Origin of the sequence: Sulfitobacter sp. R86518 (assembly GCF_042466275.1) — a bacterium.
Classification (GTDB): Bacteria; Pseudomonadota; Alphaproteobacteria; order Rhodobacterales; family Rhodobacteraceae; genus Sulfitobacter; species Sulfitobacter pontiacus.
Map to the genome: position 1 here is coordinate 155,598 of NZ_JAXHCA010000010.1, position 21,244 is coordinate 176,841.

Genomic DNA, 21,244 nt, shown 5'->3' on the forward strand with positions numbered 1-21,244 from the left:
ATTTCACGCAGGTGATTTTGTCCGCACCGTCACGCAATATATGGCATAACCGACGGTGCAGGCTCGCAACTTATGAATAGAGGCGCTTGACAATAAATCGCATTATGCAAGGCTCTTCCCAAGGTCTGGCAATCCAAAAAACGCATTAAAAGCGCCGGGCCGTCCTTGGGAGGATTAAAATGAAAAATATCGCTAAGTACGGCGCGGTTTCCGCGCTTTCTTTGGTCATTGGCGCGAGCGCAGCCTTTGCCGAAAACATCAAGATCGCGTTCATTGACCCGCTCTCCGGTCCATTCGCAAGCACTGGCACCAATGGCCTGCATCAGTTCGAATTCGCGGCTGATTACATGGTAAACGACAAAGGCGGTCTGCTGGACGGCCAAAAAATGGAAGTGCTGCCTTTTGATAACAAGGTCAGCCCCAAAGAATCCCTTATTCAGCTTCAGGTCGCGATTGACCAAGGCGCGCGCTACGTCGTTCAGGGGAACTCCTCTGGCGTTGCGAACGCATTGACCGAAGCCATCGACAAGCACAACCGCCGCAACCCCGACAGCCGTGTTCTGTTCCTGAACTATGCCGCTGTGGACCCTGCGCTGACCAACGACAAATGCAACTTCTGGCATTTCCGTTTCGACGCCAACTCTGACATCAAGATGGACGCGCTGACCGATGTGATCGTTCAGGACAAGGACATCAAGAAAGTCTACATCATCGGGCAGGACTATTCCTTTGGTAAGGCTGTGTCTGCCGCCGCCAATGAAATGCTGGGCGCGAAAGGTGACGGCATCGAGGTCGTCGGTGACGAACTGCACCCCATCGGCAAGGTGAAAGACTTTACCCCCTACGCGCGCAAGGTTGTATCCTCTGGTGCGGATGCCGTGATTACCGGGAACTGGGGCGCTGACATGCTGGGCATCGGCAAGGCGATCATCGACAACGGGTTCGAAGGGCCGATCTATACCTATTACGCTGCGGGTTCCGGCATCACGGCCGCCTTTGGTGAAAGCGGTAAAGACAAGATCCGCCTGATTTCGCAAGGTAGCATCAACCCGATCGCCACCGAAGAAGCGCGCGACACCTACAACGCCTTCCTTGAGAAGTATCCAGACGGCAACATCGACCAAAGCCGTATCTTCAACACCATCGGTATGCTGGCCCAGGCCATCACCGAAGCGGGCTCCGCCACAGATGTGGTCGCGGTGGCCAGCAAACTGGAAGGCATGGAATACGACAGCATGTGGGGTGGTAAACTGTTCATGCGTCCCCAAGATCACCAGATCATTCAGGACATGCATGTCGGCGTCCACACAAACGACAACCTGGACTTTGACTATGACCAATCCGGGTATGGTGTCGTGACTGAATCGACCGTCGAAATGGCGTCGATGGACAGCCCGACAACCTGCGAGATGAAGCGCCCCGAATAAGGCGATTTCTCTCGGGTCCGCCTGCGCTGGCGGGCGGGCCCCTCTTGCACCTTGCCACCATACTACTGGAGGGGCCTCATGGACCTCATTCTCGTCAACCTCATCGACGGGCTGGTTACTGGATTGCTGTTGTTCATGCTCTCCGCCGGTCTGACCCTAATTTTCTCGATGATGGGTGTTTTGAACTTCGCTCACGCCAGCTTTTACATGCTTGGTGCCTATTTCGCCTACCAGATCAGTCTTGCGCTCGGCTTCTGGATGGGGCTGCTGATCGCGCCGCTCGTCGTGGGTGTGATGGGGGCAGGGGTTGAACGCTATGGCCTGCGCCGGGTTCACCAATACGGACACGTGCCCGAACTGATCTTTACCTTTGGTCTGGCGCTGTTGATCGAAGAACTGGTGCAATTCATCTGGGGCAAGAACCAACTGCCCTACGCCATTCCTGACGCGTTGAACTTTACCGCGTTTGCGATCTCGGGGAATTCGATCCCCGCTTATAAGATATTCATGATCTTCATCTCGATCAGCATCTTTATCGGGCTGCTTTACGTGCTGACCAAGACCCGCGTCGGCATGATCATTCAGGCCGCGCTGAGCTATCCGCGCACGGTCGAAGCCTTGGGCCACAATGTGCCGCTGATCTTTATGGGGGTGTTCGGGGTCGGCACGGCGCTGGCCGGCGTAGCCGGTGTGATTGCGGGACCGGTGCTTGGCACCTTCCCCGGTATGGCCTTTGTGCTGGGGTCGATCGTGTTCGTGACCATCGTGATCGGTGGCCTCGGGTCGCTGTGGGGGGCGCTGATCGCGTCGCTATTGATTGGCTGGATCACCACTTTCGCCAAATCCTACAACATCGAGATGGAGAATATCCTGACCGGCCTTGGCATCTCTAAACCCGAGAGCCTGGATGACAGCATATTCCGCGATTTCTGGAGCCTCACCAGCCCGCAGATCGCCGACATCTTGCCCTATATCCTGATGGTGCTGATCCTCATCTTCCGCCCGGCAGGTCTTTTCGGAAAGCGCAGCTCATGACAGTTTCAGATCCAAGAACCGACATTCCCAAAGGCGCCCGCCCGAAAGAGCAGATCACCACGGACCCTTCCAAACCCGCGCAGCGTATGCGGTCAGGGTCGCTGGTGCTGACATTGGCCCCCTGGGTCATTGCCTCTGTCGTGCTGGCCATCCTGCCGATGGTGTTTACCAATAATTCGGCACTGACGATCATGAACCAGATGTCGATCACGATCGTCTTCGCGCTGGCCTATAACATGCTGCTCGGGCAGGGGGGTATGCTGTCCTTTGGCCACGCGGTCTATGCCGGTGTGGGGGGCTTTGCCTGTATGCACATCATGAACATGTCCGATTTCTTCTCGACCATTCCACTGGTGATCCTGCCGGTTTTTGGTGGTCTCTTCGGCATGGGTCTGGCCATGATCGTCGGCGCGTTTTCGACCCGTAACGCGGGCACGGTATTCGCCATGATCTCGCTGGGTGTGGGCGAATTGATCGCGGCCTGTTCCGTCATCATCGTCGCGTTCTTTGGCGGCGAAGAAGGCATCAGCGGCGACCGGACCTACGCGCAGCCCTTCTTTGGCGTCGAATTCCTGCAACAGATCGAGGTCTATTACCTGACCGCTGGCTGGGTCGTGATCTCTGCCGCGCTGATGTACCTCTGGAGCCGCACCCCCGTGGGACGCATGGCAAACGCCGTGCGCGACAATCCCGAACGGGCAGAGTTTCTGGGCTATTCCTCGCGGTGGGTCCGCTTCTACAGCTTTGTCGCCTCTGGCTTCTTTGCGGGTGTGTCCGGTGGGCTTTTCGCGATCAACTACGAAATCCTGACCGAGGAAAACCTCAACACCGCCTCGTCAGGGATCATCCTGCTGGTGACCTTCCTTGGCGGCGTCGGGTTCTTCTTTGGGCCGATCATCGGGGCCATCGCCTTTACCCTGCTGCAAACCGTTCTGAGCCTGTCGACAGAGCTTTGGGCCTTTTATGCGGGCGTCCTGTTCCTATCCACGGTGATGTTCTTCCCCGGTGGTCTGGCGGGTCTGCTGATGATGCATGTGCCTGTGTTCAAGCTGGGCAAGGCATCGACGTTGATCATGCCCTATCTCAAGACGCTGCTGCCAGCGGCAATCGGTTTGATGGGGCTGGCCGCGCTGGTCGAGATGACGTTCCACTATCGTCATGGGGCCACGGGTGACAATGAAATGACCGTCTTCTGGACCACCTTTGACAGCCACACGCTGATGCCGTGGCTGGTGGCGGGCGCGGTCGCGCTGATCGGTCTGGGCATCGCCAGGGCCACAGCACCCGCGTTGAAAGACGCCTGGAACGAAGCAAACACAGCAGGAGGCGCGTCATGAGCACACCCGCACTTGAACTGACTGGCCTCAAGAAAAGCTTTGGCAAGGCCGAGATCATCCGCGGCATCGACCTGAGCATCGGCAAGGCGGAACGTCACGCCGTGATCGGGCCGAACGGCGCGGGCAAATCGACGCTGTTCAACCTGATCACCGCACGGTTTGCGCCTTCGGCTGGAACGGTAAAGCTGCACGGAGAGGATCTGGCCGGGCTTGAACCCTTCCAGATCAACCGCAAGGGGCTTAGCCGCTCGTTCCAGATCACCAACATCTTTCCGGCGATGAGCGTGTTTGAAAACGTGCGCTGTGCGCTCTTGTGGTCGCAGGGCTATAAATACAGCTTCTGGAATCTGGTGAACCGGTCCCGTGAACTGACCGAGGGCGCGGACCGCATCCTTGACCAGATCAACCTGCTGGAACGGCGCAACCTGCCCGCGGGTACCCTGTCTTACGCCGAACAGCGCGCGCTTGAAATCGGGATCACCATCGCGGGCGGTGCCGATGTCATCATGCTGGACGAACCGACGGCGGGGATGAGCAACACGGAAACCGACTATATCACCGACCTGATCCTCAAGGTGACCGCGGGCAAGACGCTGATCATGGTGGAACATGATATGAGCGTGGTCTTCGGTCTCGCCGACCGGATTTCGGTGCTGGTCTATGGCGAAATCATCGCCACCGGAAAACCCGAAGACGTGCGTGCAGACGCCCGCGTACAAGAAGCCTATCTGGGCGCCGCATTGGAGGCAGAACACTAATGATGCTCGAAGTCACGGATATGCACGCCTTCTACGGCAAGTCCCACATCCTTCAGGGGGTGAACCTGAACGTCAAAGAAGGCGAGATCGTCGCGCTTCTGGGGCGCAACGGGGTGGGGCGGTCTACCACCTGCAAGGCCATCATGGGCGAGGTCGAACCGAAAGGATCGGTCAAGTTTCAGGGGCAGGAGATCAGCGGCAAGAAAGCCTTCCAGATCGCCAATATGGGGATCGGCTATGTGCCAGAGAACCGCGATATCTTTCCCGGTCTCACCACGCGGCAGAACCTGACGCTGGGTCTGAAGCCGGGCCAGAAGGATGGCGCGGGCCGTTGGTCGATGCAGTCGATGTTCGACATGTTCGAAAACCTTGACCGCCGCGCCGACGTCGAAGCCTCGGTACTGTCGGGGGGGAGCAGCAGATGTTGACCATGTGTCGCACGCTGATGGGCGACCCCGATCTGGTCATGATCGACGAACCCACCGAAGGTCTGTCCCCGCAGATGGTGCAGAAGGTCGCCGAGGTGCTCAAAGAGATCGCCAACCGCGGGATCTCTACCCTGCTGGTGGAACAGAAACTGTCGATCGCGATGGACATCGCGGATCGGGTCTATGTTATGGGGCATGGTCAGGTGGTCTATGAGGGCACGCCGGCTGAATTGCGCCAGCGTGATGACGTGCGCAAGGAATGGCTTGAGGTCTGATGACCTAACCCGGACCATTACCAGTAAATCATCTATTGAAATCGTCGCGTTCCGCGGCCTCATCCTCCTGAGGCGCGGTCGCGGCTCGGGAGGAAAGTTTTTTGGCGTTCGACACAAATAAGCTGGGCCGCATCGGGGATTGGATGCAGACCTATGTGGACCGCAAACGGTTTGCCGGGTGTTCGGTGCTGGTGGCGCAGGGCGGGCAAGAGGTCTACTTTGATGCCAAGGGCCAGCGCGACACGGATACCGGCCAGCCGTTCACACGCGACACGATCGCCCGCATCTATTCGATGACCAAACCCGTCACCTCGGTCGGCATCATGATGTTGGCGGAACGCGGGCTGTTCCACCTTGATGCGCCGGTGTCCGATTTCATCCCCGCTTTCGCCGATATGCGCTGCCTGATCGACGGCGCGACAGCGGCGGATCAGACCGAACCCTGCCAGACGCCGACACTGCACCAGCTGCTGACCCATACCTCGGGGCTGAGCTATCCGTTCAACCCCGGCATCACGGCAAAGGCAATGGACAAGGCCGACATCCTGTTCCGCGCCGATCAGGGATCGCTGGCTGAGATGACCGACCGCGTGGCCGCATTACCGCTGGCGTTTCACCCCGGCACCCGTTGGGAATACTCCGTGGGCATCGACGTGCTTGGCCGCGTGATAGAGGTCGTTTCGGGCAAGTCGTTAGAGGCGTTTCTGGTTGATGAAATCCTTGGCCCCCTTGGCATGGACGAAACGCGGTTTTCCGTGCCCGCAGGTGGCATTGACCGCTTTGCCTCGCTTTACACACCGCTGGCGGGCAGCGCCTATGGCATGAACGCGGCCAAACCAGATACGCCCATGCTGCGCTGCGTGGACAAGCCCGACACCTCCCCCTTCCTGAACGCCGAGATGCATTCTGGCGGCGGCGGGCTGGTGGGCACCATTGATGATTACCTCAAGTTCACCGAGATGCTGCGCACCGGTGGGGCGGGGCTGATTTCGCCCAAGACGCTCGACTTTATGATGCGCAACCATCTGCCCGGCGACATCGCGTCGATGGGGCCCGCGAGCTTTGCTGAACAACCGATGGAAGGAATGGGCTTTGGCCTTGGCGGTGCCGTGGTGCTGAACCCCGGTCGCGTCCGCGTTCCCAGCAGCCCAGGTGATTTCAGCTGGGGCGGCATGGCCTCTACCTTCTTCTGGATTGATCCGGTGCTGGATCTGTCTGTCGTATTCTTCACGCAGCTTGCGCCGTCCAGCTCGTACCCCGCGCGCCCCCAACTCAAGGCCCTCATCCACGGAGCGATGACATGAACGATATCCTTTGGACCCCGACAAAAGAGCGCGCCGATGCCTCGACCATGGCGGAAATTGAACGGTTCCTGAAAGACCAACGCGGGCTGACGTTCGACGACTATAACGCCATGTGGGAGTGGAGCGTGACCGACCTTGACGGATTCTGGTCCGCGATCTGGGACTATTTCGACGTACAGGCCAGCGCGCCCTACACGACCGTGATGGCAAAGCGTCAGATGCCCGGTGCCGAATGGTGCCCCGGCGCGATGCTGAACTACACCGACCAGATCATGAAGCATGTGGACAGCCAGCCTGACGGCGATGCGCTGATCGTGCAATCCGAAACCTTTGGCCGCAAACGTCTGTCGTGGTCCGAGCTGCGCGCACAAGTGGCAAGCGTCGCCGCGCATCTGCGGGATATGGGCGTGACCAAAGGCGACCGCGTTGTTGCCGTGCTGCCCAATACCGAAACCGCGATGATCGCCTTTCTGGCCACCGCGAGCATCGGCGCGATCTGGTCGCTTTGCGCCCCCGATATGGGGCATGTCGCTATTCTGGACCGGTTCAAGCAGATCGAACCCAAGGTGCTGATCGCGCAAGACGGCTATGTCCACGCGGGCAAAACCGTGGACCGTCGCGAGATCCTCGCAGGGCTAGAGGCGGCGCTGCCCAGTCTGGTGCAATGCGTCACGGTGCCTTTTGTCGGGGATCTGCCCAAGGGGCATATGGCGTGGGACAGTCTGCTGGACCGCGACGCACCCTATGAAAGCACGCAAGTCCCCTTCGATCATCCGCTGTGGATCGTCTATTCCTCCGGCACCACCGGCAACCCCAAGCCGATCGTGCACGGGCATGGCGGGATCATTCTGGAATCCGCAAAACAATCGCTACACCATGATCTTCGGCGCGGCGGACGCTATTGCTGGCTGACATCTTCGGGCTGGATCATGTGGAACTCGCAATTCACCGCACTGGGGCAGGGCACCACGGTCGCGATGTTCGACGGGGCGCCGAATTACCCTGACATGGGCGTGATCTGGCGCTTTGTCGCGGATGAAAAGCTTGATTTCTTTGGCGCGGGCGCGGCCTTCTTTAGTGGTTGCATGAAGGCAGGGCTGACCCCACGCGACGAGGTTGACCTTTCCGCGCTGCGCTCGCTCGGCTCGACCGGATCACCGCTGAGCTCTGATGCCTATGACTGGATATACACACAGGTGAAAGAGGACGTCTGGCTGGCGCCTATCTCGGGCGGGACCGATCTGGCGGGGGCCTTTGTGCTGGGCCATCCCGGCATGCCCGTGCGCGCTGGTGAAATGCAGTGCCGCGCGCTTGGCAACGCGGTGCGTGCCTTCGACGAGGGTGGCAATGACCTGACCGGCGTGGTGGGCGAATTGGTCTGTACCGAGCCGCTGCCGTCGATGCCGCTGTTCTTCTGGGGCGACGATGATGGCAGCCGCCTGCACGACAGCTATTTCGACACCTATCCCGGCATCTGGCGCCACGGCGACTGGATCGAGATCAACGAACACGGCGGGTCGGTGATTTATGGCCGCTCTGACGCCACGATCAACCGCAAGGGTCTGCGCCTTGGCAGTGCGGAAATCTATCAGGCCGTCGAAGGGCTGGACGAGGTGATGGACAGCCTTGTTGTCGACCTCGAATTTCTGGGGCGCGAAAGCTTTATGCCGCTGTTTGTGGTGCCGGCCCAAGGCGTCGCCTTTGATGACGCCTTCAAGGACAAGATCAACGCGGCAATTCGCAAGAACGTCTCGGCCCGGTTCATTCCGAACGAGATCATCGAGGTCGCCGAGATCCCCCGCACCCTATCTGGCAAAAAGCTTGAGGTTCCTGTGAAAAAGCTATTGCTTGGTCAGGATCCGGAAAAGGTGGTGAACAGGGATTCAATGGCCAATCCGGACAGCTTTGATTTTTATGTCGCCTACGCCAATGCGCGTGCGACCCAGAAGGACTGAACCCAGATGACCGATGTGGCCCGCCAACTCCTTGAATTGCTGGATATCGAACAGCTTGAGATCGACTTGTTCCGCGGCATCGGGTCGGGCGGGGAAACCACCACGCGCATCTTTGGCGGCCATGTTATCGCACAGGCGCTGATGGCCGCCTATCGCACGGTGCCGGACCGGATGTGCCATTCGCTGCATGCCTATTTCATCCGTCCCGGTGACCCGTCGATCCCGGTGATCTATCAGGTTGACCGCGCCCGCGACGGGGGCAGCTTTACCACGCGGCGGGTCGTCGCGATCCAGCATGGCAAGCAGATCTTCAACCTCTCGGCGTCGTTTCACGTGCAGGAAGAGGGCTGGGACTACCAGCACAAGATGCCTGACGTGAAAGGACCGGAACACTGGCTTGACCGCCCCGACCTGCGCGAACCCTATATCGAAAAAATCTCGCCTAAACACCGCGACGATTTCCTGCGCGAACGCCCTATCGAGATCCGCGAGGTTGACCCGCGCGATCTGTTCGAACCGGAAAAGACCTCGGACAAGAACTATCTTTGGTTCCGGATGGAGGCGGCAAAGGGGCAGTCCCCGATCATGCAGCACTGCCTGCTCGCCTATGCGTCCGATATGAACCTGCTCGGCTCGTCGCTGCGGCCCCACGGGCTGACGTGGTTCCAGGGGCAGGTCATGACCGCCAGCCTTGACCACGCCATGTGGTTTCACGCGCCGATCGATTTCTCTGACTGGCATCTGTACGAACTCGACGCCCCCTTCACCGGTGGCGCGCGCGGGTTCAATCGCGGGCTGATCTACAATCAGAACGGCCAACTTGCCGCGACAACGGCGCAAGAAGGGCTGATGCGCCCCTATAAAAAGAAAGAAGCTGCTTCATGACACAGACGGGGGGCCGCTATCCGGGTTGGCGACCGGGGATCGAACTGCGGGACGACTGGCTGGGACTGGTCCCCGAGACCGCAATCGACCCGCACCGCGAGATTGTGGACCCCCACCACCACCTCTGGCGTCACGGCACGCCCGACGCCCCCGCCGTCTACGAGATGGACGCGCTTTGGCGCGACACCGGCGCCGGACATAACGTGGTACAGACGGTCTATATCGAATGTCGGTCCTATTGGGATCGCGACGCGCCCGCGCATCTGCAATCGGTGGGCGAGACCCGCACCGTGGCGCAGATGGCGGCGCAGGTGCCGCGCGGTCAGGCGCAGATCGCGGGCATCATCGCGCAGACCGAACTGGTGCTGCCCCCCGACCAGCTGCATGCCGCGCTCGACGCGCATGAGGCCGCAGGGAACGGGCTGTTCAAGGGTATACGAAACTCCGGCGCGCGCGATGCGGAACCGCAGCATCTGGCGATCCCCGGACGCGGGGTCGAAAACCAATACGGCGATCCTGATTTCATCCGCGGTGCCGCGATCCTGGGGGAGCGGGGGCTGACGCTGGACAGCTGGCATTACCACCATCAACACCAAGAGTTTCTGGACCTTGCCCGCGCGGTGCCACAGACCACGCTGATCCTTGACCACTTCGGCACACCCTTGGGCGTTGGACGGTTCAAAGGCAAACGCGACGATATCTTTGCCGCGTGGAAAGACCATATGTCTGAGTTGGCGGAATGCCCCAATGTGATGGCCAAGCTGGGCGGGCTTTGCATGCCCGACAATGGGTATGGCTACATGCATCGCGACCTGCCACCGTCCTCGGACGAGATCGTAGAGACGCAGGGCAAATGGTACGCGCATATGCTGGATGTCTTCGGCTCCGAACGCTGCATGTTCGAAAGCAACTTTCCCGTGGATCGCACGGCGGTCAGCTATGTGGTGATCTGGAACGCGTTCAAGAAGATGTCAGCGCATCTGGATGACGCGGCGCAAGCGGCGCTTTTCTCTGGCACTGCGCGGCGCGTCTATAGGCTGCCGCCCGCGTGACGCGGACGGCAGGTTTTTACTTTAGGCGAATTTGAAAAAGCACAGTTTGTTGCCATCAAGGTCGCGGACATAGGCCCCGTAGAACCGGTCCGGCACCCTTTGCCCCGGCGCGCCCTCGTCTGTCGCACCAAGCGAGATCGCCTTGGCGTAGATCTCGTCCACTTCCTCTTTGCTGTCAGCGGTAAAAGCGACCATCACCCCGTTGCCGGGGGTGGGGGCCTCTTTGTTGTAGGGTTCGCAGACAGAGATCATGGGCGTGCCGCCGCCGGTGCCGATCATGGCGATCCGGCCGCTGTCAATCAGCACCTTGGCACCCTTGCTTTCGAACAGGTCGCAATAGAACTGCTTGGCCCGCGCCATGTCGCTGGTGCCCACCGTGGTATAGCCGATCACGATACATTCCCCTGCGGGTTTCTGCGGTCGCCATACATCCGGTGCAGCTTGCGCATACCCCCGATCCAGCGATCGTAATTCTCGGTTTTCTTGCGCATATACTCCAGCACTTGCGGGTGGGGCAGCACAAGGAACGTCTCGTTGCGGATGGTTTCCAGACAGGCTTCGGCCACGGGTTCCGCTTCCAGCAGACCGTCGAGCGCGGCGACAGAATCCTCGTGACCGCGGGTCATCTCGCTGCGGACAGCCTGAGGGCAGAGCACCGACACCTTGATCCCGTCATCACCATGGGACATCGCCAGCCATTCGGCCACAGCAACAGCCGCGTGTTTGGTCACGCCGTAAGGCGCGCATCCGACCTGATTCAGCAGTCCTGCCGCCGACGCGGTGTTCAGCAGATAGCCGCCCCCGCGTTCGGTCATGCGCGGCACCAGATGACGGGCCGCCCAGATGTGGGCCATCACATTGATGTCCCAGATGCGCTGCCAGTCTTCGTTCGGCACTTCCATGCCGCCCGCGATCAATATGCCCGCGTTAGAGCAGAACAGATCAATCGGGCCGATGTCGTTTTCCACGGCATCGATCATATCCGCGATCTCTTGCTCGACACCGACATTCACACCGAAAGCCACGCCGTCGATCTCATCGGCAACCGCCTGCGCGCCCTCTTTGTTAAGGTCGACACAGACGACTTTCTTGGCCCCTTCCGCGGCAAAGCGGATGGCCATCGCCTTGCCGATGCCGCTTGCGGCGCCGGTGATGACGATGATTTTATCCTTCAGTTCCATAGCAGCCCCTTACGTCCACATGTTCGACCCGCCACAAACGGTCAGCGCCTGACCGGTCATGTAGCGGCTTGCATCAGAGGCGAGGAACACGGCGAGCCCCGCGAAATCCTTTGCCTCGCCAAGACGGCGCAGCGGGATCTCGTTCTTGATGCGTTTCTCGACATCGGGATTGTCCCACAGCTCGCGCGCGAATTCGGTTTTCACCAGACCCGGACAGATTGCGTTGAACCGCAGACCCTTGGGCCCGAATTCAGCGGCAAGGTTGCGCACAAGGCCGATCAGCGCCAGCTTGGACATGCCATAGGTGCCCAGCATGACCGACGGTTTGAACGCCCCGATGGACGAGGTGAACGCCATCGACCCGGCGCCTTTCTCGATCATATCGGGGGCCACCATCTGTGCCAGCCAAAGATTGGACAGCACATTGGCGTTCATCGTCTTTTCATAGGCATCATCTGGGATCTCGGACGTGGGCCCATAGTAGGGGTTCACGCCCGCGTTGCCGATCACGATGTCGATCTTGCCTGCCAGCTTGTGGGTCTCGTCCACCAGCGCTTGCAGTTGCTCTTTATAACCAACGTTGCAGGCGACGCCGAACGCTTTTCCCTTGCCAAGCGCGTTGATCTCGGCGGCGGCGGCGTCCAGCTGGTCTTGCTTGCGGGCCGAGATGACGACTGTCGCGCCATGCTCGGCCAGACCCTTGGCCATCGCCAGCCCCATGCCCTTGGAGGCGCCGGTCAACAGCGCCACCTTTCCGGTCAGATCGAATAGGGTCATACGCCACCTCGCGTACGGCCTGTGGCGATCTCTTCACGGGCGCGCGATGTCCGCAGGTTGGATTCCTGATAATCCTTGACCTCGGCGCGGGCGATCACGTGGTGGTGGACCTCATCAGGGCCATCCGCATAGCGCAGCGTGCGCTGCGACGTGTACATGCCCGACAGCGGCGACCACTGCGAAATACCTGTCGCACCATGCACCTGCATCGCCTGATCGATGATGTTGCAGACTTTTTCCGGCACCATCGCCTTGATCATGCTGACCCAGATGCGAGCCTCTTTGTTGCCCAGAACGTCCATCGCCTTGGCGGCTTTCAGAACCATCAGGCGCATGGCTTCAATCTCGATCTTGGCGCGAGAGATCGTTTCCATGTTCTTGCCCAGATCGATGATCTTCTTGCCAAAGGCTTCACGGCTCAGCCCGCGTTCGATCATCAGGTCCAGCGCCTTTTCCGCTGCCCCGATGGAGCGCATGCAGTGGTGGATACGGCCTGGCCCAAGACGCACTTGGGAGATTTCAAAGCCTTTGCCTTCGCCCCAGAGGATGTTTTCCTCGGGCACGCGCACATTGGTGAACTTGATATGCATGTGACCATGCGGCGCGTCGTCGTGACCAAAGACATGCATCGGGCCGACAATTTCAACACCGGGGGTGTCGATCGGCACGAGGATCTGCGACTGCTGGCGGAAGGGTTCGGCATCTGGCGACGTCTTGACCATGGTAATCATGATCTTGCAGCGCGGATCACCGGCACCGGAGATATAGTATTTCTCGCCGTTGATGACCCATTCACCGTTTTCCAGCACGGCAGAGGTAGAGATATTCTTGGCATCCGAGGACGCCATATCGGGTTCGGTCATCGCGAAGGCCGACCGGATTTCACCGGCAAGCAACGGCTTGAGCCACTTTTCTTTCTGTTCCGCTGTCCCGATCCGTTCCAGCACTTCCATGTTGCCGGTGTCGGGCGCGGAACAGTTCAGCGATTCAGAGGCCAGCGGGCTTTTGCCAAGCTCGGCCGCGATATAGGCGTAATCGAGGTTCGACAGACCTTCACCGGTTTCGGCATTGGGCAAAAAGAAATTCCACAGCCCATTTTCACGAGCCTTTTTCTTGGCGGTTTCCAGCAGCTCCAACTGGCCGGGCGCGTGTGACCAGCGGTCGGCACGACCTTCGCCAAGGCGGAAATATTCGTCGGTGATCGGATCGACATTTTCGCGGATGTGTTTGATGACGGCGGCCAACAGCGGCTTGGCCTTCTCGGACATCTCGAGATTATTCATTCCGGCCATAGCTTCGTTATGTGACATAGAGTGCCTCCTGGCAGTTGGTTCGATTATTTATTGACCCAGTTGGGTTTGCGTTTTTCGACAAAGGCGTTCACGCCTTCCTTGAAATCTTCGGTTTTGCTGAGGTCCGCGATCACCTCGCGTGAATAGGCGATGCTGTCCTGCATCCCGTCGCGCTTGTACATGTCGTTCAGGACGCGTTTCGTGGCCTTGACCGCCGACGGCGACACGGCGCACAGCTCTTCGGCCTTTTCCATCGCTTTCGCCATCAGCTGGTCGGCAGGATAGACCGCGTTAACGCAGCCCATCGACAGCGCCTCATCGGCCATGATGGTGCGGCCGGTGAACATCATCTCTTGCGCGGCAAGACGCCCGATATAGCGCGACAGGCGCTGCACGCCGGAAGCCGCGGCGAAGAACCCTACCTTGACCTCGGGCAGGGCGAATTTCGCCTGATCGGAGGCGAGGATAATGTCGCATGACAGCGCGGTTTCAAATCCGCCGCCCATGGCGAAACCGTTGACGGCTGCGACGATGGGCTTTTCCAGATCGAAACGCGAGGACAGACCGGCGAAGCCGCTGGCGGGCATTGTCGCCTTTGACCCGCCCGCAGCAGTGGCTTTCAGGTCGTTCCCCGCGGAGAACGCCTTGTCCCCCGCGCCGGTCAGAACCGCGACCCAAAGATCCTGATCCGCTGCAAAAGCGTCCCAGCAATCGGCCATTTCATTATGCATGTCGACGTGCACGGCATTGTACACCTCGGGGCGGTTCATGGTCACAACAAGGATGTGACCCTTCTTTTCGGTGGTGATATATTTATAGCTCATACCTTCAGCCCTCCGGTGTCGATTTCAGTGAATTTCCCGCCATTCTTGGCCAGGTCGCGCAGCAACTCGGCGGGCGCGAATTCGGGGTCTTCGGCACCCAGCTTTTCCATCACGTCCAGCACGGCCTGCGCACCGACCATATCGCCATAGAACATCGGGCCGCCCTTATCGGCGGGCCAGCCATAGCCGTTCAGCCAGACCACATCGATGTCAGAAGGGGCGCTGCGCCTTGTTTTCCTCAAGGATTTTGACCGCTTCGTTGATCATCGGGTAGATGCAGATCTCGATGATCTCTTCCTGCGACATCTGGTTGGCTTCGGCACCGGTGATGTCCTTGATCACACCGGCGACCACATCCGACGGGATCGGGCGGCGGGATTCATCATAGTCGTAGAAACCCGCTTGGGTCTTCTGGCCGCGACGGTCCATTTCACACAGCGCATCGCGGATCGGGTTTTCGGTCTTGGCCCCTTTGGACCAGCCGATATCCAGACCGGCCAGATCGGACATCTGGAACGGCCCCATCTTGAAGCCAAAGGCGTTCAGCGCGGCGTCCACATCCCACGGCATCAAGCCCTGTTGCAGCAGCTTGTTGGCCTGTTTCTGGCGTGCGAACAAAATACGGTTACCGACAAAACCGGGGCAAACGCCGACAAGCACAGCGATTTTGTTGATCTTAGCCGCCAGATCCATCGAGGTCGCGACCACATCATCAGCAGTATGTTTCGCACGCACAATTTCGAGCAGTTTCATCACGTTGGCGGGCGAGAAAAAGTGCAGCCCGATCACGTCTTCGGGGCGCTTGGTCATCGCCGCGATTTCGTCGATGTTCAAGGCCGAGGTGTTCGTCGCAAGGATCGCGCCCGGTTTCATCACGCGGTCCAGCTCGGTGAAAATCTTGCGCTTCAGCTCCATGTCTTCGAACACGGCTTCGATCACCAGATCACAATCAGCCAAGGCCGCCAGTTCCAGCTTGCCGTCAAAGCGATCCATCCGCGCTTCGACTTCTTCTTGCGGGAAACGACCCTTATCGGCGCTGCGCTGGTAGTTGCCGCGCACGACCTTCAACCCGCGGTCCAGCGCCTCTTGCGTGGTCTCGACGATGGTGACGGGGATGCCCGCGGTGGCAAAGTTCATCGCGATGCCGCCGCCCATCGTACCCGCGCCGATGATGCCTACGGATTTGATCTCGCGCTGTTTGGTGTTGGCGGGCAGGTCCGGGACCTCCCATGCGGCTTTGCCGGCAGCACCGATATAGGCACCAATTTCTGCGTCGGTTGGGGTGTTCATAGTCTTCCTTTCTTCCGGCCCGGTTGGTGGGCCTTATGTGTCCAGACAGGCCGCGCGGATCGCACGGCGGTCAATCTTGTCGGTGGCACCACGGGTCAAAGGACCGTCCTGGCACCACAGTTTTTCGGGTATCTTGAATTTGGCCAGCCGCCCGTCGAGGTGCGCCGCCATATCGGCTTGCGTCAAAGGCTTGCCATCGCGGGTCTGCACAGAGGCCCCGACCACTTCGCCCAAGCGCGGGTCCGGCACGGAAAACGCGCAAGCTTCGATCACATCGGGATGCGTGTGCAGCGCGCCCTCGACATCCAGACACGCGATGTTTTCGCCGCCCCGGATGATGATGTTCTTCTTGCGATCAAGGATGGTGATATAGCCTTCGGCGTCGATCACACCCAGATCACCGGTGCGCAGCCAGCCGTCTTGCATCGTCTCTTCGGTGGCTTCCGGCTTGTTGAGGTAGCAGCGCATATTGGCCGGGCTTTTGACGGTAATCTCGCCCAATTCGCCCTGCGGGACATCGTTGCCCTTGTCGTCCAGAAAGCGGATGTCTTGCAGCGGCGGATGCAGCTTGCCTGCGGCGTCGGGGCGTTGGTTGTATTCCTCGCCCACCATGCCGATGCCAAGCGCGTTCGTCTCGGTCATGCCCCAACCCGTCGCGATATCGGCGGCGGGGAACTGGTTTTTCAACTGCGCGACCTGCGCCGCAGGGCGTTTCGCCCCGCCTGCGCCAAGCCAGGTGAGCGTCGGCAGGGTTTCCCCCATACGCTTTGCGGCTTCCAGCAGGTCGGCAGATTGCGTCGGCACGCCGAGAAAACGGGTCACGCCTTCGCGGTTGATCACGCGCACCGCTTCTTCGGCGTCCCACTTGTGTAACAAGGAAATCTTGGCACCGGCGGGCAGGCTAAGCAGAAACAGCGGATGCGTCGCGGTGACGTGGAACAGCGGCGTGACGATCAACCCCGACGGGCGCGGCGCGGGCGGTGCGCCGGGTTCAGGGGGGGTAACCAGCGGCGCGGCGACGGCCTGTAACAGCCAGCTGAACACCGCGCTAAGCGCGCCACGGTGGGTCTGCACCACCCCTTTCGGCTTGCCCGTCGTGCCAGAGGAATACATCACCGCAAAGTCATCGTCCGTGTCCAGATCGACCCCTTCGGGCGGCGTTTCGGCCATGCCCTGCATCAGCGCCGACAGCTTGTGCGGGCCCATTTCTTCGGCATCGCGCACGCCGATGAGACGCAGGCCCAGATCATCCTCGAGCGGTTTCATCCGTTCAAAACGGGGGCCATCGGCAAAGACCGTCTTGGCCCCGCTGTCTTGCAACGCATAGTCAAGCTCTTCGGTGGTCCACCACGCATTGACGAACACCACCACAGCACCCGCCGACGCGACCGCCAGCGTGAGCATCAGCAGTTCAGGATAGTTGCGCATCGCGATGCCGACACGGTCGCCGGTCTTGATCCCCAGCCTGTCGCGCAGCCCGTTGGCAATGCGGTTCACATCGGCGGTGAAAGCATCATAGGTCCAGCGTTCATCCTGATAGACCAGAAACTCCGCCGCACCATTGCCCTGGATTTCGCGGCTCGCCTGGATCAGACCGCCCAGGGTTTTCGGGATATTCTTGAATGTTTTATAGGTGACGCCACGAATATTACTTTCGGTTACTTCGAACGTCGGGTTCGTTGAAACCACGTGGCGAATGGCTTCTTCGGGGGTCATTGCGGTCATATGCACCCGCCCGCAGACAGCATAGATACAGATAGTGTGGCCATTTCGTCCTCCCTTATCGAGCGTGTTGCCGGACACTCCTCCACGATTGTCCGCGACTCTGATTTCTGCAGCCTAAGCGCTAAAATTCAAACTGCCAATACCGCATGATGGAACGATGTTCCGCAAGCTGACGTTTGACAGGATTTTACGCGCACCAAGGCCCTCCGCACCTGCGGCCCCATATCTCGGCGAAAATTGACCATGAATATAAAGGTAAGGAAAGCCCTACTTTCTCCGAAACCGGGGAAAGCGGCCAATGGCACCTGCGATGTCATTGAAACATCGCGTCACTTGAGGCGCGGCAGATCCCCCGCCGCTGCCGCTTATGTCGGCGTTCAGGCGCCGACGGTGCCGCAAATCAGCTCGGGGAGCCGAGTGGCAGGGGGCGTATTCCGGCTGCGCAGGCTACGTACAACGCCATCAATCACCGTCATGCCAACACCGGGCAGATTACCCAGTTGCACAGATTCAAGCATATTTTTGCCGGGCGCATGCTGTGCCTGATCCATCAGGACGAAATCCGCGCATTTGCCGACCTCGATCAATCCGGTGTCCAGCTTGCGTTGCCGTGCGGTGTTGCCGTTGGCAAAGCAAAAGGCGATCTCGGCAGGTACATCGCCAAGCGACGACAGCATCGCAACCATGCGCATGATCCCCAAAGGCTGCACGCCGGACCCAGCCGGACCATCGGTGCCCAGGATCAACTGATCAAGCTTGCCCAACTCGCGTGCTGTGTTCAGCGTCAGCAAGGCGGCGCGTTCGTTCCCGTTATGCACGATCTCAAGCGCGGCCTTGCAGCCTTCGCACAGGCAGATGATCTGATCGTCGGGCAGGGCAGAGTGCCCGCCGTTGATATGCCCGACCACATCCGTTCCGGTTTCAAGCACCATATCCGCATCGATCAACCCTGATCCGGGGATCGACGGGCCGCCGGTGTGGATCGTGCTTTGCATGCCGTATTTGCGTGCCCATCCGACCATCTGCGCGGCGGTCTTGCCGTCCTTGACCGTGCCCAGTCCGACCTCGCCCAGCAGGGTCACGCCGGCCTTGGCCATCTCGGCAAAGTCTTCTTCGACCATGCCCTGTTCGATCACCGGCGCGCCCGCGTGAACCTTGACGCCCGAGGGGCGGAAGTTTTCGTACCAACGCTGCGACGCGATCGCCATCGCCTTGAGACCGACGATATCCTTCGGGCGGCCCGGCATATGCACTTCGCCGGCAGAAATCAGTGTGGTCACCCCGCCGTGCAGCGTTGAATCGATCCACCCCAACTGCTGCTGGCGCGGGGTATAGTCGCCCACCACCGGGTGTACATGGCTGTCGATCAACCCCGGTGCCAGCGTCGCGCCATGGGCGTCGACTTCTGTCGTGGCCCCGTCGCAATCCACATCCTTGGCATAGCCCCATTCCGTGATCTTACCGTCCATCGCGATCAGGCAATCCCCGTCGGCAATGGGGTCTTCCATCTTTCCGGTCAGGATCATCCCGATGTTCCGGATCACGAGTTTTGCAGAGGTGTCTGACATGGGGCACGCCTTTCAAGCAGCATCAGTTTCATTTGAACGCTAACAGAAAAATACGACCGATCAAGATGAAACACTTGACAGATAATCATTCGCATACAAACAATAATACATCCGCAGCCGATAAGGACTCTCCATGGACGCCGCTTCTCTCTCTCGCCCCAGCTTTCCGATCCCCGCAGGTGTCTTTGCCGAAACGGTGACGGAGGTGCAGCATTATACCGACAGCCTGTTCCGCTTCCGCATCACCCGCGACCCGTCCTTCCGCTTCCGGTCGGGAGAGTTCGTGATGATCGGGCTGCCCAATGCCGAAAAGCCGGTGTTTCGTGCCTATTCCATCGCGTCGCCGTCGTGGGACGAGGGGGTCGAGTTCTATTCTATCAAGGTGCCGGACGGGCCGCTGACGCAGCACCTGCAAAAGCTTAAGGTCGGTGATACCGTGCTGATGCGCCGCAAGCCGACGGGGACGTTGGTGAATGACGCCTTGCTGCCCGGAAAACGGCTGTGGATGTTCGCCACAGGCACCGGTATTGCGCCTTTCGCGTCGGTCATCCGTGACCCCGAGACGTATGAGAAGTTCGATGATCTGATCCTGTGCCACACCTGTCGCACCGCCAAAGAGCTGACCTATGGCCGTGATCTGGTCGCCAGCCTCAAGGCCGATCCGCTGGTGGGTGAATTGGCGCAAAGGCTGATCCTATACGACACGCTGACCCGCGCGCCGTGGCCGCGCGAAGGGCGGCAAACAGACCTGATGGCGTCGGGCAAGATGTTCCGCGATTTGGACGTGCCGCCGATCTCTCCTGATCGCGACCGTGCGATGATCTGCGGGTCGATGGCCATGTTGAACGACACCAAGGCCGCGCTCGAATCCTTTGGGCTGGTGGAGGGGGCAAATAATCGCCCTGCCAGTTTTGTGGTCGAAAAAGCCTTTGTCGGCTGACGACATGCGAATTGATTTGACACGAAGGCACCCGACGCACTTCTATTCGTATACCAACAAGTTTTATGCCCGCAGCAAAAGGTGACCGGATGAGCTACCTGACCGCGACGACATTGGATCAAGCGTTAACCACATTGGCCGCGGGGCCGGTGTCGATCATCGCGGGGGGGACCGATTGGTTCCCCGCACGCGGCGACCGCCCGGTGACGGGCGACCTGTTGGATATCACCCGCTTGCCAGAGCTGCGCGGCATCAGCCAAACAGACCAAGGCTGGCGTATCGGGGCGGCCACCACATGGACAGACATCATCCGCGCTGATCTGCCCGCCGCTTTCGACGGGCTCAAGCTGGCGGCCCGCGAAGTCGGGTCGATCCAGATCCAGAATACAGGCACCATCGCGGGGAATCTGTGCAACGCTTCTCCTGCCGCCGACGGGGTGCCGCCGCTGCTGACACTGAATGCCGAGCTGGAGCTTTGCAGCGCAAACGGGTCGCGCGCGCTGCCCTTGTCGCAGTTCCTGCAAGGCGTGCGCCAGACCGACCGCGCCCAGAACGAGCTTGTCACCGCCATCCACATCCCCGCGCCCCCGGCTGATAGTCATAGCAGCTTTGTCAAACTCGGTGCGCGGAAGTATCTGGTGATCTCGATCTGCATGGTCGCGGTACTCGCAGAGGTCGAGAGCGGCAGGCTCACCGATATCCGCATCGCCATCGGTGCCGCATCCCCTGTCGCGCAGCGTCTGACCGCGCTTGAGGATCAGCTTCGCGGTAGCGCCCTTGGCGATGTAGAAAACCGCATAACTGCTGATCTGGTGCAATCGCTAAGCCCCATTACGGATGCGCGCGCCAGCGCAGACTACCGCCTTGCCGCCAGCGTCACTTTGGTCCGCCGCGCTGTGATGCGCGCCTTGAAAGGGGCCCTGTGATGGATAAACCGACCACGACAGAAGTGACCTCTTTCACCCTGAACGGGAGTATCGCGCAGGTTGAACCGCTGCCCGGTGAACGCTTGTCTTACGCGCTGCGCGAGCGGCTGGACCGCAAGGATGTAAAGATCGGCTGCAACGCGGGCGATTGCGGGGCCTGCTCTGTGCTGGTCGATGGCGCGCCGGTCTGCGCCTGCCTGATGCCCGTGCAGCAGGCGGTGGGGCGGCAGGTGGAGACGCTGGCGGGGCTGGTGAAAACCGACCA

General features: G+C 60.0%; 22 protein-coding genes. 13 read left to right on the plus strand and 9 right to left on the minus strand.

Annotation, left to right across the window (positions count from 1 at the left end; genetic code table 11):
- Positions 1-179 precede the first annotated feature (179 nt).
- The 10 genes from SJY36_RS18835 to SJY36_RS18880 all read left to right on the plus strand — a co-directional run bounded on the left by SJY36_RS18835 (position 180) and on the right by SJY36_RS18880 (position 10,456).
- The gene (locus SJY36_RS18835; protein WP_037941894.1) at positions 180-1,427 is read left to right on the plus strand and encodes a branched-chain amino acid ABC transporter substrate-binding protein; all 1,248 of its coding nucleotides are present in this window, start codon (positions 180-182) and stop codon (positions 1,425-1,427) included.
- 78 nt (positions 1,428-1,505) lie between these two features.
- Positions 1,506-2,462 carry a branched-chain amino acid ABC transporter permease gene (locus SJY36_RS18840; protein ID WP_005848848.1) on the plus strand — a complete coding sequence of 319 codons (957 nt, stop codon included), beginning with the start codon at positions 1,506-1,508 and terminating at the stop codon, positions 2,460-2,462.
- Positions 2,459-3,799 (plus strand): branched-chain amino acid ABC transporter permease, encoded by a 1,341-nt coding sequence (locus SJY36_RS18845; RefSeq protein ID WP_037941897.1) that lies wholly within the window; start codon positions 2,459-2,461, stop codon positions 3,797-3,799. The genes SJY36_RS18840 and SJY36_RS18845 overlap by 4 nt, the downstream gene beginning before the upstream one ends.
- Positions 3,796-4,557: an ABC transporter ATP-binding protein gene (locus tag SJY36_RS18850; protein WP_005848852.1), complete on the plus strand. Its 762-nt coding sequence runs from the start codon at positions 3,796-3,798 to the stop codon at positions 4,555-4,557. The genes SJY36_RS18845 and SJY36_RS18850 overlap by 4 nt, the downstream gene beginning before the upstream one ends.
- Positions 4,557-4,985, plus strand: coding sequence for an ATP-binding cassette domain-containing protein (locus SJY36_RS18855; protein ID WP_386176860.1), 429 nt, complete (start codon positions 4,557-4,559; stop codon positions 4,983-4,985). The genes SJY36_RS18850 and SJY36_RS18855 overlap by 1 nt, the downstream gene beginning before the upstream one ends.
- Positions 4,979-5,260 (plus strand): hypothetical protein, encoded by a 282-nt coding sequence (locus SJY36_RS18860; RefSeq protein ID WP_386176861.1) that lies wholly within the window; start codon positions 4,979-4,981, stop codon positions 5,258-5,260. The genes SJY36_RS18855 and SJY36_RS18860 overlap by 7 nt, the downstream gene beginning before the upstream one ends.
- 101 nt (positions 5,261-5,361) lie before the next feature.
- On the plus strand, positions 5,362-6,564 hold the full coding sequence (locus tag SJY36_RS18865) for a serine hydrolase domain-containing protein (RefSeq protein ID WP_386176862.1): 1,203 nt from the start codon (positions 5,362-5,364) through the stop codon (positions 6,562-6,564).
- Positions 6,561-8,519: an acetoacetate--CoA ligase gene (locus tag SJY36_RS18870; RefSeq protein ID WP_386176863.1), complete on the plus strand. Its 1,959-nt coding sequence runs from the start codon at positions 6,561-6,563 to the stop codon at positions 8,517-8,519. The genes SJY36_RS18865 and SJY36_RS18870 overlap by 4 nt, the downstream gene beginning before the upstream one ends.
- Before the next feature lie 6 nt (positions 8,520-8,525).
- Positions 8,526-9,404 (plus strand): acyl-CoA thioesterase II, encoded by an 879-nt coding sequence (locus SJY36_RS18875; protein WP_005848859.1) that lies wholly within the window; start codon positions 8,526-8,528, stop codon positions 9,402-9,404.
- Positions 9,401-10,456, plus strand: coding sequence for an amidohydrolase family protein (locus tag SJY36_RS18880; RefSeq protein WP_386176864.1), 1,056 nt, complete (start codon positions 9,401-9,403; stop codon positions 10,454-10,456). Before SJY36_RS18875 ends, SJY36_RS18880 begins: the two co-directional genes overlap by 4 nt.
- 21 nt (positions 10,457-10,477) lie before the next feature.
- Here SJY36_RS18880 and SJY36_RS18885 read toward each other — a convergent pair whose 3' ends face one another.
- From SJY36_RS18885 to SJY36_RS18925, 9 genes are all read right to left on the minus strand, one after another.
- Complete coding sequence (locus SJY36_RS18885) at positions 10,478-10,849, minus strand: VOC family protein (protein ID WP_005848865.1); 372 nt, start codon at positions 10,847-10,849, stop codon at positions 10,478-10,480.
- Positions 10,846-11,637 carry an SDR family oxidoreductase gene (locus SJY36_RS18890; RefSeq protein ID WP_289084561.1) on the minus strand — a complete coding sequence of 264 codons (792 nt, stop codon included), beginning with the start codon at positions 11,635-11,637 and terminating at the stop codon, positions 10,846-10,848. The genes SJY36_RS18885 and SJY36_RS18890 overlap by 4 nt, the downstream gene beginning before the upstream one ends.
- A gap of 9 nt (positions 11,638-11,646) precedes the next feature.
- Positions 11,647-12,414, minus strand: a complete 768-nt coding sequence (locus tag SJY36_RS18895; protein ID WP_386176865.1) for an SDR family NAD(P)-dependent oxidoreductase — start codon at positions 12,412-12,414, stop codon at positions 11,647-11,649.
- Positions 12,411-13,697 (minus strand): acyl-CoA dehydrogenase family protein, encoded by a 1,287-nt coding sequence (locus SJY36_RS18900; protein ID WP_009824291.1) that lies wholly within the window; start codon positions 13,695-13,697, stop codon positions 12,411-12,413. Before SJY36_RS18900 ends, SJY36_RS18895 begins: the two co-directional genes overlap by 4 nt.
- Positions 13,698-13,750: 53 nt before the next feature.
- Positions 13,751-14,530, minus strand: a complete 780-nt coding sequence (locus SJY36_RS18905; RefSeq protein WP_386176866.1) for an enoyl-CoA hydratase-related protein — start codon at positions 14,528-14,530, stop codon at positions 13,751-13,753.
- Positions 14,527-14,772 (minus strand): 3-hydroxyacyl-CoA dehydrogenase family protein, encoded by a 246-nt coding sequence (locus tag SJY36_RS18910; RefSeq protein ID WP_386176867.1) that lies wholly within the window; start codon positions 14,770-14,772, stop codon positions 14,527-14,529. Before SJY36_RS18910 ends, SJY36_RS18905 begins: the two co-directional genes overlap by 4 nt.
- Positions 14,741-15,820: a 3-hydroxyacyl-CoA dehydrogenase family protein gene (locus tag SJY36_RS18915; RefSeq protein WP_386176868.1), complete on the minus strand. Its 1,080-nt coding sequence runs from the start codon at positions 15,818-15,820 to the stop codon at positions 14,741-14,743. The genes SJY36_RS18910 and SJY36_RS18915 overlap by 32 nt, the downstream gene beginning before the upstream one ends.
- Before the next feature lie 33 nt (positions 15,821-15,853).
- Positions 15,854-17,545 carry an AMP-binding protein gene (locus SJY36_RS18920; protein WP_386176869.1) on the minus strand — a complete coding sequence of 564 codons (1,692 nt, stop codon included), beginning with the start codon at positions 17,543-17,545 and terminating at the stop codon, positions 15,854-15,856.
- Between the two features lie 377 nt (positions 17,546-17,922).
- Entirely contained in the window at positions 17,923-19,113 is a 1,191-nt protein-coding gene (locus tag SJY36_RS18925; RefSeq protein ID WP_386176870.1) for an amidohydrolase family protein, read from the minus strand.
- A 133-nt stretch (positions 19,114-19,246) separates the two neighbouring features.
- Here SJY36_RS18925 and SJY36_RS18930 point away from each other — a divergent pair, with 133 nt between their 5' ends.
- The 3 genes from SJY36_RS18930 to SJY36_RS18940 all read left to right on the plus strand — a co-directional run.
- Entirely contained in the window at positions 19,247-20,053 is an 807-nt protein-coding gene (locus SJY36_RS18930) for a ferredoxin--NADP reductase (protein WP_386176871.1), read from the plus strand.
- A gap of 89 nt (positions 20,054-20,142) precedes the next feature.
- Complete coding sequence (locus SJY36_RS18935; RefSeq protein ID WP_386176872.1) at positions 20,143-20,979, plus strand: FAD binding domain-containing protein; 837 nt, start codon at positions 20,143-20,145, stop codon at positions 20,977-20,979.
- Positions 20,979-21,244: (2Fe-2S)-binding protein (locus SJY36_RS18940; protein WP_386176873.1), on the plus strand; the 266-nt coding region annotated here is incomplete at its 3' end. The genes SJY36_RS18935 and SJY36_RS18940, both read left to right, overlap by 1 nt.